Consider the following 11,930-nt stretch of genomic DNA (forward strand, 5'->3'; position numbering starts at 1 on the left):
TGACGTGACTCAGCCCACCGGGGGCCGGAAGGACGCGAGCACGGCGTCCAGGGCCCGCCGGTCCGTTGTCGTGCCCCGGTCCACCGCGGGGGTCGTCCAGCGCAGCGAGAAGCCCCGGTGACCGCCGACGAGGAATCCCCGCCCGAACGTACGCAGCCGCTCCTTCCCGGAACCCGAGAACCACTCCATGTCGGCGCCCTTCATGCCGCGGTAGGTCACGGCCCGGATGGCGCCCACCCGCCGGTATCCGGCGGTGTCGGCGCGCAGCGCGGGCTCCAGGTCGCTCCACACGGCGACCGGATCCGGCCCGAGCTGTGTGCTGTACGTGACGGCCAGGGTGCGCGGGTCGCCGCTCGCGCCGAAGGTGACCCGGTACGAGAGATCGTCCGACGCCTGCGTGTCCACGGGCTTCCACGCTCGCGGAAGGGCGACGGAGAAGCCCTGGGCCGCCCGATAGGTGACGAAACCGTCCGGCAGGTTCCCGCCGGCGCCGCCGGACGGCGACGGCGAGCCCGAAGGAGTGCGGCCGGAGGGTGCGACGGGGGCCGTGGGGACCGGACCCGGCGGCAGCACGCCGGCGGACCGCGACGGCGCGGACGTGGCGGCGGACGCGCCGGTCTTGTCCCCGCCCGGCAGGCCGCCCGTCACCGCGAGGACCGCGAGGACCGCGACCGTGGCGACGAGCGCGCCGCCGAGCAGCACGGGCCGGCCGGTGAGCCGCCCTCCCGGCGCGTGTCCCTCGGGACGCGCACCCGCCTGCCGTTCCGTGACGTCGGTGCCGGGACCGAGGAACCCGTTGGGCTGCCCGGGCGCTTCGGCCTCCTCGAGGTCCTGCCGGAGAATGCGGGTCAAGGACTCGCGCACGACGGTTTCCGGAATCCGTTCCGCTGGGTCCCAGCGCAGCAGGCCCTGGACGGCCGGCGCGAGCGGTCCGGCGCGCAGCGGTGCCCTGATCGGCAGCCGGTCGACCGCCCGGAGCGTCGCGTCGAGCCTGCCCCGGTCCCGGACGGCGGGCCGTCCCTCGGTCATCGCGTACATCAGGGCGCCCAGCGCCCACAGGTCGGCCGCCGCTGCGCCGCCCTCACCGCGGGCCTGTTCGGGAGAGGCGTACGCGGGAGCCGTGAGGCGCGGGGCGTCCTTCGACTCCGCCTGGCCGAAGCCGGTCACCGTGACCGTGCCGAACTCGTCCGTCCAGACCTGTCCCGGACCGAGCTCCCCGTGCGGCAGTCCCTCGGCGTGGGCGGCGGCGAGGACGTCGAGGACACCGAGTCCGACGCGGGCCGCCCGGACGTGCCCGACGGGGCCGCCCGAGAGGAGATCGGTCAGCGGGGTGCCGGGGGGCCGCTCCGTGACCGTCCACACGGAACCGGGCTCCTCGATCACGTCGAGGACGGCGGCCACCCGGCCGGGGCAGGCCGCCCCGAGGACCCGGGCCGCCCGCAGGATGCGGTCGGCGGCCCGCCCTTCGGTCTCCCCGCGTAGAGCGTCCCCGGACGCCGACGCCTCGCTTCCCGCGGCGGACGCCTCGGCCGCCGCGGCCGGAGCCGCCACGCGCGACCGGGTCAGGACGACCGGCCGGCGCAGGGCGGAGTCCTGGCCGAGCCAGCAGGTCCGGCCCTCCTCGCGCAGGACGACGTCGAGCAGCAGGTATCTCCCGGCGACCAGCTCGCCCACTGAGTCGTGCACCGTGACCACCATCGCCATCCCTCGTTGCTCACCCGGCCCCCACCTTTCCCGGAAGTACGCGAGAGGTGACGAAGAGTGTTCAACGCGGAGCGCGCCGAGATGCCTGTCTTTTCGTGGCATCTCCGAAGTCGCGTGCACGTACGAACAGTTCAGGCCGCGGTTCGGGGACCGCCCGCCGCGCGATCCGCGGGTTCGTACGGGAGCACGCGAAGGCCTTCGTGCCGGCCGGCCATGGACACGCGTGGGACGCCCCGGAAAGATGCCATCTGCACACAGTGCCTCCTCTGAAGCACCGTGCCGCGCAGCCGTCCACCGCCCGAGCCGCCCGGAGGCCGTCCGTATGAGTGCCCGTCCGCTGCCCGTCAGCACGCCCGCCGAGCAGGGAGTCGACGCCGCCGGGATCACCGCGTTCCTCGACGCCGTGGAGTCCGCCCCGGACATCGAGCCGCACAGCCTGATGATCCTGCGCCACGGGCACCTCGTCGCCTCCGGCTGGTGGGCCCCGTACACACCCGAGCGCCTGCAACTGCTCTACTCGCTCAGCAAGAGCTTCACGTCCACGGCGGCCGGACTCGCCTCCGCCGAGGGCCTGTTGGACCTCGACGAGCCGGTGCTCTCCTACTTCCCCGAGTTCGACGCGGACATCACCGATCCCCGCAGCCGTGCCCTGCTCGTCCGGCACGTCGCCGCCATGGCCTCCGGGCATCTCGTCGACACCTGGGGCGACGCGGTCCTGCTCGACCCGAAGGAGACCGTCCGGGGCTTCCTGCTGATCCCGCCGGACCGCGAACCGGGGACGGTGTTCGCCTACAACCAGTCCGCCACCTACGCACTCGCGAGCATCGTCCAGAAGGTGACCGGCCAGACGCTGACCGGCTGGCTGCGGACGCGGCTGTTCGACCCGCTGGGCATCGGCGAGACGGCCTGGACGCGGAACAGGGCGGGCCGGGAGATCGGCTTCAGCGGGATGCACGCGGCGACCGACGCGGTCGCCCGGCTCGGACAGCTGTATCTCGGCCGAGGCGTCTGGGAGGGGCGGCGGATCCTGCCCGCCTCGTGGATCACCGAGGCGACCCGCGCACACGTCTCCACCGCGGACGGCAGCCCCGAGGGCGCCCGCTCGGACTGGCAGCAGGGGTACGGGCTCCAGTTCTGGCGGTCGCGGCACGGCTACCGGGGCGACGGCGCGTACGGGCAGTTCTGCGTCGTCCTGCCCGAGCACGACGCGGTGATCGCCACGACCGCGGCGACCGAGCAGCTGCAGGAGCTGCTGAACCTGATGTGGCGGCATCTGCTGCCCGCCTTCGGACCGGCGCCGCTGCCGGCCCAGGACCACGGCGGAGCCGACGAGGCTCTGGGGCGGCGCCTCGCCCGGCTCGCCCTCCCGGCGGTCGCCGCGACCCCCGAACCGGCCGGACGGACCCACGGGTGGTCGGACACGGCCTTCACTCCGGCGGGCGGACACTGCGACGCGGTGCCGACCCTCACGCGGGTGCTCGTGGCCGACGGCGACCAGGGGCGGCGCGTCACGCTCGTGGAGGGCGACACGCGGCTCGACCTGCGGCTGGGAACCGGCTGGACCCTCGACGAGGGGCCGGCGCCCACGGCGGTCAGCGGCGGCTGGACCGACCCGGACACCCTGAGCGTCGACGTGCTGTTCGTGGAGACCCCGCACCGCCTCACCGTGACCTGCTCGCTCCCCGACGGGACGTTCACCGCGCGCTGGCACACCGCCCCGCTGCACGCGCGTTCCCTGCACTCTCTGCGAGCACCCTCGTACCCGGCGTGAACCGGCCATAGCGGAACGCCATGCCGCGCCACCCCTTCCGCCACAGGGCGAAGTCCACCACCATGCATATGCCGAGGGACTGAGGCACGACCGCGGGCCCCCGGTCCGTGCCCGACTCCGCGTCCGCAGGACGGAGCGGACGACCCCGGGGTGAGCCATGACGAACGCGACGTGGACCCAGAGTGTGGAGTGGCTCGCCGCCGCCGCGACGGACCCGAAGGTGTGCAAACGGGAATGGGACCGGGGGAGCGGCGGTGTGCTCCTGGAGGCGGGGCGCTACTGGGACGTGCTCAGCGTCCCCGAGCCGTTGGGCCTGATCGCCCTCGACATCCTCTGGTGCGATCCGGCCATGCCCCCGGGCCCCACCCTGCTCGACGCCGCGGCCCACCGTGTCGGCTTCTTCCTGCCGCCCGACCCGGCCAGCAGGTGGGTGGGCGCGGGGCTCCGTCACCTCGGCAGGGGGTCCTGGGTGGCCGTACCGCCGCCCTACCGGTCCGCCGGGTCGCTGGAGTGGGTCATTCCGCCGGACGGAACCGGCGCTCTTCATCCCGCCCTGCCCCTGGAACTCGCGCTGCGCCAGGCCAACGGCACCCTCGCCGTGCTGCCGCCCCGACCCGGCTCCGGCCGCTATCCGGCTCCGTAGAAGTGCGCCTGACCGCCACGCCACTTGACCCACGCCGGATCGTCCAGCAGATCCTCGGCGTCCGGCAGTCCGGCCCGGCCGAGGAATTCCAGCAGATCCTCGTCGGAGAACGCCACGCCGAGGCTCTCGCCACGCGCGGTCACCTGGCGGCCGCTGGTGTTCAGGGCCGGATGCACGACCAAAGGAGCCCGTCCGGACATGTCTCCAGGATCGTCCTCCCCGGCGCGTCGCGCATCCGGACGGGCGAAACCGGCCGCGGGACTCAGCGCAGGGTCTCGGCCCAGTTCGCCGGGACGCGTCCCGCCGGCCCCGGAGTGGGCTGGTCCAGCGGGTGGCTTCCCGGCGGAGCGAGCTCGGGCCCCGAGTCGTACAGCTGTGAGGTGTCGTAGTCCCAGAACCAGTTCTCGCCGGGCTCGAAGCTCTGGATGACCGGGTGTCCGGTGCTCTGCGCGTGCGAGGTGGCGTGCTTCGACGGGGAGTCGTCGCAGCAGCCGACATGGCCGCACTGGGCGCAGCGCCGAAGGTGGAACCACCAGCCGCCGGAGGCGTCGCACTCGGTGCAGCCGGTGCCGCTCGGCGGGACGGAGGGATCGATTCCGTTCGGCGTGGTCATGTCGACTCCTCAGAGGTGTCAGGGGTGGCAGGGGTGTCCGAACCGGTCAGGGGGAGGCGGACCTGGAAGCGGGTGTCCCCGGGTGTGGACCGCACCGCCAGGCTGCCGTGGTGCTTGTTGGCGACGATCCGCCAGGAGATGTCCAGGCCGAGGCCGGTGCCCTCACCCACCGGTTTGGTCGTGAAGAAGGGGTCGAAGATGCGGTCACGGATCTCGTCGGGCACCCCGGAGCCGGTGTCGTGGAACTCGACGAGCACATTGTCGCCGTCGAGGGCGGTGCGCACCGTCAGCTTCCCCTCGCCGTCCATCGCCGAGACGGCGTTGTCGATGAGGTTCGTCCACACCTGGTTCAACTCGCCGGGATAGGCGGGGATCCGGGGCAGCGACCGGTCGTACTCCTTGGCGACCTTGATGCCGGGACCCATCTTGCCGGCGAGCATCATCAGGGTGCTGTCGAGCAGTTCGTGCACGTCGGCGACCTGGTAGGGCGCGCGGTCCATCTGCGAGTACTGCTTGGCCGCGTCCACCAGATGCGAGATTCGGGTGGTCGAGTCCTCGATCTCGTTCATGAGCAGCTCGGTCTCGACCGTGTAGTTCAGCCAGCGGACCGCGCCTTCGAGGGTCGGCCCGTCCACCGCCGCCGCGACCTGGTCCAGCCAGTCGGTGTCGAGCCCCGCCTGCACGAACGTCGGCGCCAGCTGCCAGCCGCCGGCGATGCCGTGGTCGTCGAGCCAGTCGCCGAGCGCGTCCTCCCGGTCGGACGCCTCCATGGGGGTCAGCGGCGTGGCCTTGGCGACCTGTTCCGCGGTCCGTTCCTGGATCTCGACGAGCGTCTCCAGCGTGTCGCGCGCGTAGGGACCGGACGCGATGACGCCGAGCTTCTGCCGCATGTGCGCCACCCGGTCACGCAGCGCCGAGGTGGCCCGCACCGCCGCGGCGGCCGGGTTGTTCAGCTCGTGCGTGAGACCCGCGGACAGCGAGCCGAGCGCCAGGAGCCGCTCGCGCTGCCCGATGGTGCGCTGGGTGTTCTGGCTGCCGAAGAACATGCCCTCCAGCAGGTGCACGGCCATCGGGAACCAGTCGCGCAGGACGGCGGCGAACTTCTCCGCCGGCAGTACGAAGAAGCGGGAAGGCTCGGTGACCCGTACGGACCCCTTGTAGACCTCCTCGTTCCGGCCGTTCAGATAGGCCTGCATCGCCCCGGCGTACACCCCGCGCTGCGAGGTCCGGCTGATCTCCACGTCGTCGCCGCCGACCCGCCGGGACATCACCACGGTGCCTTCGAGCAGCACGTAGAAGCAGGTGGCCGGGTCGCCCTCGGCGTAGACCGGTCCGGGGTCGAACAGCTCGACGCGGCCTTCCCGGCACAGCCGGTCGAGCTGGTCGTCGTCGAGCTTCTCGAACAGGAAGAGCGTGCCGAGTTCCGCGACGTCGCACGGCGTCTGTCGCCCGCTCACGACTGCTCCAGATAACGGTGGACGAGCATGACGGCCATGGCTCCCTCTCCGACCGCGGACGCGACCCGCTTCGCCGACTCCGCGCGGGCGTCGCCGGCCACGAAGACGCCGGGCACGTTGGTCTCCAGGTGGTACGGCGGCCGGTCCAGTTCCCAGCCGCGCGGTGGCTGGCCGTCGGGCGTCATGTCCGGTCCCGCCATGATGAACCCGCGGCCGTCCCGCAGCACCGTGCCGTCCAGCCAGCCGGTCAGCGGCGCCGCTCCGATGAACACGAACAGCCATTGCGCGTCGACGAGTTCGGTGTGGCCGCTCTCCACGTCGCGCAGCGTCAGCTGCTCCAGGTGGTCGCCGCCGTGCGCCGACTCGACGACCGTGCCGGGGCGGACCGTGATGTTGGGCGCGTTCTCGATCTGCTCGATCAGGTAGTGCGACATCGACGCGGCCAGCGACGGACCGCGCACCAGGATGGTCACGGACTTCGCGCCGCGCGCCAGGTACATCGCTGCCTGGCCGGCGGAGTTCGCGCCGCCCACGATGTACACGTCGTGGCCCTGGCAGGCGGCCGCCTCGGTGAGCGCCGAGCCGTAGAACACTCCGCAGCCCGTGAGGTCGTCCAGGCCGGGCGCGTCCAGTTGCCGGTACGACACGCCGGTCGCGAGGATCACGGCGTGCGCCGAGATCGAGGAGCCGTCGGAGAAGCGGATGGTCCGCGACGCGCCGGTCACCTCCAGTCCGGTCACCTCGCGCGCGGTGAGGATCTCGGCGCCGAACTTGGCGGCCTGCCGCCGCGCCCGGTCGGTGAGCTGTGCCCCCGAGACGCCGTCGGGGAAGCCGAGGTAGTTCTCGATCCGGGAGCTCTGGCCCGCCTGCCCGCCGGTCGCGGACCGCTCCACGAGCACGGTCCGCAGGCCCTCCGACGCCCCGTACACGGCGGAGCCGAGTCCCGCCGGACCGCCGCCGATGACGACGAGGTCGTAGAACTCCGAGGTGGGTGTCGTGGCCAGCCCGACGTGCGCCGCGATGTCGTGGTCGTCCGGCTCGACGAGCGGTGTGCCCTCCGGGGTGATCACCAGGGGCAGCCGCTGGCCGTCCTGTCCGGCGGCCCTGAGCAGGCGCTCGCCCTCCGGTGTGTCGGAGGAGTACCAGCGGTACGGCACCTGGTTCCGGGCCAGGAACTCCCGCACTCCCGAGGAGCGGGCCGACCAGCGGTGCCCGACGACCTTGCAGGCCCCCACGGGCTTGTAGTCGCTGGCCCGCCATGCGTCCAGGAGGTCGTCGACCACCGGGTAGAGCTTCTCCTCCGGCGGGTCCCAGGGCTTGAGCAGGTAGTGGTCGAGGTCGATGACGTTGATCGCGTCGATCGCCGCGTTCGTGTCCGCGTACGCGGTCAGCAGCACCCGACGGGCTCCCGGAAAGACGTCGATCGCCTGTTCGAGAAACTCGATGCCGTCCATCTGCGGCATCCGGTAGTCGGCGAGGATCACGGCCACCTGGTCCCCGCGCAGCTTCAGCTCGCGCAGGGCGTCGAGGGCGGCGTCCCCGGACTCGGCGCGCACGATGCGGTGCTCCTCGCCGTAGCGCCGCCTGAGGTCACGGGCGACGGCGCGCGACACCCCGGGATCGTCATCGACGGTCAGAATGACGGTCCGCGCTGGACTGGCGGCCTGGGTCATTGGTCTCCCACCCCGAGAGGTCAGTTGCGTCGCCGTCCGACGGACGCCGCGAGGCACGCCGGGCGGACACAGCCCCAATCGTATGTACGATCGGTCACCTTTGCTCAGGAACGGGGTGGGCGCCGGGCTGCTCGGGGTCGTCCACCTGGGGCGACAGGGGCTCCCGGGCCTTCGGGAGGATGGTGCCGACGTAGTCCTCGACCGCCGTGTCCAGGCCGATGTCGTGCTGGGCGCGCTCGGACAGGAACCAGCGGTGTTCGAGGATCTCGTGGTACAGCTCGGCCGGGTCCATGGATCCCCGCAGTCCGGTCGGCACGGCACGGACCGTCGGCCGGAAGACGTCCCGGACCCAGCGGTGCGCGAGGACCTCCGGCCGGGCGGACCCGGCGGGCGCCCCGCCCGTGCGGTGACCGGAGCCCGCGGGCGCGTAGTCGTCCTGGGTGGCCATCCAGCTCTCCAGGTCGTTCAGGAGCCGCCGGGCCTGGTTCTCCTCGGTGTCGAGGCCGGTCAGCCGCAGCAACTGGCGCTGGTGATGTCCGGCGTCGACGACCTTGGGAACGAACGTGACCGTGTCGCCGCCGGAGGAGTGCGCGATCTGCATCTCGGCGACGTCGAACCCGAGATCGTTCAGCCGGCGGATACGGCGGTCGATGTAGTGGTACTTGCCCGCCGGATAGACGGAGGTGCGGGTCAGTTCCTCCCACAGGCCCCGGTAGCGGGCGCAGATCTCCGTGCCGAACTCGATCGGGTCCACCGAGGGGTGCAGCGCGCCGGCCGCCTCCAGGTCGAGCAGTTCGCCGCTGATGTTCACCCGGGCGAGATCGAGGTCGTACTCCCGCTGCCCGCTGCTGAGCTGGGGATGCAGATCTCCGGTCTCGGCGTCCACGAGATACGCGGCGTAGGCGCCGGCGTCGCGCCGGAACAGGGTGTTCGACAGCGAACAGTCGCCCCAGGCGAAGCCGGCCAGGTGCAGCCGCACCAGCAGGACGGCCAGCGCGTCCATCAGCCGGTGCATGGTGGCGGGCCGCATGGTCGTCTCGAACATCGAGCGGTACGGCAGCGAGCCGCCCAGGTGCCGGGTGATCAGCACGGACTCCAGCGGCTCACCGGCGGCGTCGGTACGCCCGGTGACCACGGCGAGCGGGTCGACGGCGGGGATCCTCAACCGGTCCAGACCGAGGAGCAGTTCGTACTCGCGCACCGCGGGCCGCTCGGCGAGTTCCTTGACGGCCACCACCTCGTCACCGGCCCGCGCGTAGCGCACCACGTGCCGGGAGATGCCGCGCGGCAGCGGCACCAGATGGTGTTCGGGCCACTCCTCCAGGGGCAGCTGCCACGGCAGTTCGAGCAGGAGCGCGGGGTGCTCCGGGTTGGTGGCGCTGATCTGCAGAGCCATGACTGGGCCGCCCTCACCTCATGATCGAACGCTGTTGCGGCTCCAGCATCCACGAATGATCGCCGGGGCGGAAGACGCGCCGGGCGTCGCCCGGCGGGAACAGCGCGGCGGTCTCTCCGTCCAGGTCCAGCCGGCAACACGCTCCGGTGCCCGACGCGGCGTGAACATCGGGTGGTTGGACCCGGAGATGCCTTCGGCTACCCGCCCGCGGTGTCGACGAGCATGGTCAGTGCCGCGACCAGCCGCGCGAATCCGGGGCGCAGCCTGCCGCCCGGCTCGGTCATGTACGTGTCCCTGCGGATCTCCACCATCAGGGCCGTCACCGCCGGTTCCCGTTCGTAGTACCGCAGGGGCACGTAGGCGCCCGAGAAGGGGCTGTCGATCCCGACCCCGCCCAGGCCCGCGAACGCCTTCTCCGCGAGGGCGACCAGCTCGGGCGGGGTGTGGAAGGGGTCGGTCCCGAGGCAGACCGCCGGCCGCGGCCCGTCGCCGTGCAGCTCGTAGGGCAGCCGGGCCGTCGGGTAGGAGTGGATGTCGACGACCACGGCCCGCCCGGTGGCGGCGAGCCGGCCGGCGACCGCGTCGGTCATCGCCCGCGCGTACGGGTGGAAGTAGCGGTCGACCAGGGGACCCGGATCGGTGTCGGCCGGTCGCAGCGGCGCCCGGTGTGTGGTCCGGGTGTAGACGGCTCCCATCCCGGCCGCCAGCATCTCCTCCCGGTCGTCCGGGAACCGTTCGGGGTCGACCACGAGCCGGGAGAGCCGGTTCACGAAACGCCAGGGGGTGAGCCCGGCCCCCTCGGCCACGGCCGCCGCCAGCTCGTCGGTGTGCGCGTCCGTGATGTGGTCGAGCTCGCCCTCCAGCGCCGCGTCGCCGAGGACGATGCCGGCGCGGACCGGCGTCGGGATCTCCCGGGCGGAGTGCGGAACGTGCAGGATCACGGGCGAGTGGACCGCGCCGGGCAGCAGCTCGAAGGAGTCGGGGGAGGCCGCGGAGTCGAGAGTGTCGTCCATACGGACTTCCTATCCCAGCCCGGCCGCTCCGTCGCGTGGAGGCGGGGCAGGTGCTCCGGTCGCGGGCGGCCGACGGACACCTCGGGGGAGCCCCGGCCGGCCGGCCCGCGGGTCTCCTAGCCGCTGCCGCCGTGGCGAGCGTAGTGCTCGATGAGGGCCGCCCGGGTGGTCTCCAGGCGGTTCGCCAGGATGGCGCCGATGGTCCGGGTCAGCGACAGCTCCAGCGTCGGGTCCTGGTCGCACAGGGCCCGTACCTCGGTGGCGTCGAACTCGTAGGCGCGGACCGGGCTGAACGCCTCCGCTCCGAAGTCCCAGGTGTGCGGGCGGAACAACCAGGACCAGCCCAGCAGGTCACCGGGGCCCAGCTGCGCCACGGTGATGCGGCGTTCGGCGATGACCCGCTGGTACAGGGACACCGTCCCGGAGCGGACCACCCAGAAGCGGTCGGCGGTGCCGCCCGCCTCGAAGATCGGCCCGTCGGCGGGGAAGGAGACCTCGCGCGCCACCCCCATGAGCCGTTCGCGGTGCTCGGGGGAGAGGGCGGGCAGGAGCCGGAGAGCAGTGGGCATCGCGGACCTCCATCGGGCCGCCGCGAAACCGCGGGGGTCGGCGGCGCCTGTCGTTCCGGTGGTATCCCGTCACCTTCCATTGGAGCCCGAACGGAGTAATCCGTCGCGTCGTAGGGGGTGCGGATTCTCGGGAGGGGGCGGGCGCCCGGCAGGGAGGCGGCCCGTCACGTCAGGCGGCGTCGGCGTCCGGCCGGGTCATCCGGCGGCCCGGTCCCGGGAGGTCACGGTGAAGCGCGCCCCGTCCGGGTCGGTGAGGATCGCCTCCATCGAGCCGAAGCCCTGCTGGTGGGCGGTGCCGCCGTGGTCGCGGGCCGCGCGGACGCAGGCCTCGACGTCGTCCACCGCGAAGTGGACCTGCCAGTGCGGCCGGACCGTCGGATCGGGGCCGGACTCGACCGCTCCGGAGTAGATCCGGGCCACCACGTCGTCGCCGCTGCGCAGCACGACCTCGTTGCCCTCGTAGTGCACCTCGCAGCCGCCGGGGGCCGCGGACGCCCACCGCAGGACCTCCCCGTAGAAGATGGCCGCGTCGAAGGCGTCCCGGGTGTGCAGCCGTACGTACGACGGTGCCGCCTCCCGCCAGCGCTCCCAGCCGGTGACGAGCTGGCCCTCCCAGATGCCGAAGACCGCGCCGTCGCGGTCCGCCAGCAGCGCGGCCCGGCCCGGCGGGAGCGAGATCGGTCCCACGGCGGTGGTGCCGCCGCGCTCCTGGCTGCGGGCCACCGTCTCGTCCGCCGAGGCCACGGCGAAGTACGGGATCCAGGCGACCGCGGTCCGCGCCACGAAGTCGACCTCCGAGACACCGGCGACCGGGATGCCGTTCGCCCGGGCGACCCGGTACCCGTCCCCCATCCTGGTGGCCGAGGACCAGTGCCAGCCGAGGACCGCGGTGTAGAAGCCCTGGGCTTCCTTCAGGTCGCGGGTGGTCAGGCTGACCCAGCACGGTGCTCCGGACACCGAACTGCTGGTGACGACATCGGGGGTGAGTGTTCCATCGCTCTGCATCGAGTGACCGTCCTGACGTCTGGCCGGCAGCGGTCGCGGGGGGTGCCGGGCCCTCGCCCGGAACCGGACGTCGCCCAGCCGTCGGG

General features: G+C 72.8%; 11 protein-coding genes. 2 read left to right on the forward strand and 9 right to left on the reverse strand.

Annotated features, from left to right (window positions below):
• Positions 1-9 precede the first annotated feature (9 nt).
• Entirely contained in the window at positions 10-1,686 is a 1,677-nt protein-coding gene (locus B0675_RS23235) for a serine/threonine protein kinase (RefSeq protein ID WP_347109430.1), read from the reverse strand.
• Between the two features lie 340 nt (positions 1,687-2,026).
• Here B0675_RS23235 and B0675_RS23240 point away from each other — a divergent pair, with 340 nt between their 5' ends.
• Both B0675_RS23240 and B0675_RS23245 read left to right on the forward strand, forming a co-directional pair.
• Positions 2,027-3,475 carry a serine hydrolase domain-containing protein gene (locus tag B0675_RS23240; RefSeq protein WP_081220747.1) on the forward strand — a complete coding sequence of 483 codons (1,449 nt, stop codon included), beginning with the start codon at positions 2,027-2,029 and terminating at the stop codon, positions 3,473-3,475.
• A 157-nt stretch (positions 3,476-3,632) separates the two neighbouring features.
• The gene (locus B0675_RS23245; RefSeq protein WP_081220748.1) at positions 3,633-4,118 is read left to right on the forward strand and encodes a hypothetical protein; all 486 of its coding nucleotides are present in this window, start codon (positions 3,633-3,635) and stop codon (positions 4,116-4,118) included.
• Here the strand turns inward: B0675_RS23245 and B0675_RS23250 are convergent.
• The 8 genes from B0675_RS23250 to B0675_RS23285 all read right to left on the reverse strand — a co-directional run bounded on the left by B0675_RS23250 (position 4,103) and on the right by B0675_RS23285 (position 11,844).
• Complete coding sequence (locus B0675_RS23250; RefSeq protein ID WP_081220749.1) at positions 4,103-4,318, reverse strand: hypothetical protein; 216 nt, start codon at positions 4,316-4,318, stop codon at positions 4,103-4,105. The two genes, B0675_RS23245 and B0675_RS23250, sit on opposite strands and share 16 nt — an antisense overlap.
• Before the next feature lie 62 nt (positions 4,319-4,380).
• Positions 4,381-4,731 (reverse strand): UBP-type zinc finger domain-containing protein, encoded by a 351-nt coding sequence (locus B0675_RS23255; protein WP_081220750.1) that lies wholly within the window; start codon positions 4,729-4,731, stop codon positions 4,381-4,383.
• Entirely contained in the window at positions 4,728-6,188 is a 1,461-nt protein-coding gene (locus B0675_RS23260) for an ATP-binding protein (protein WP_081220751.1), read from the reverse strand. The genes B0675_RS23255 and B0675_RS23260 overlap by 4 nt, the downstream gene beginning before the upstream one ends.
• A complete protein-coding gene (locus B0675_RS23265; RefSeq protein ID WP_081220752.1) occupies positions 6,185-7,861 on the reverse strand; it encodes an FAD-dependent oxidoreductase in 1,677 nt (558 codons plus the stop codon). Before B0675_RS23265 ends, B0675_RS23260 begins: the two co-directional genes overlap by 4 nt.
• Positions 7,862-7,955: 94 nt before the next feature.
• Positions 7,956-9,257: a DUF4032 domain-containing protein gene (locus B0675_RS23270; RefSeq protein WP_081220753.1), complete on the reverse strand. Its 1,302-nt coding sequence runs from the start codon at positions 9,255-9,257 to the stop codon at positions 7,956-7,958.
• A gap of 197 nt (positions 9,258-9,454) precedes the next feature.
• On the reverse strand, positions 9,455-10,270 hold the full coding sequence (locus B0675_RS23275; RefSeq protein WP_081220754.1) for an N-formylglutamate amidohydrolase: 816 nt from the start codon (positions 10,268-10,270) through the stop codon (positions 9,455-9,457).
• 116 nt (positions 10,271-10,386) lie between these two features.
• Positions 10,387-10,839, reverse strand: coding sequence for a cyclic nucleotide-binding domain-containing protein (locus B0675_RS23280; RefSeq protein ID WP_081220755.1), 453 nt, complete (start codon positions 10,837-10,839; stop codon positions 10,387-10,389).
• 195 nt (positions 10,840-11,034) lie between these two features.
• Positions 11,035-11,844, reverse strand: a complete 810-nt coding sequence (locus tag B0675_RS23285; protein ID WP_081220756.1) for a VOC family protein — start codon at positions 11,842-11,844, stop codon at positions 11,035-11,037.
• Between the last annotated feature and the right edge of the window lie 86 nt (positions 11,845-11,930).

The organism is Streptomyces sp. M41(2017) (assembly GCF_002078175.1).
In the GTDB taxonomy this organism is placed as follows: domain Bacteria; phylum Actinomycetota; class Actinomycetes; order Streptomycetales; family Streptomycetaceae; genus Streptomyces.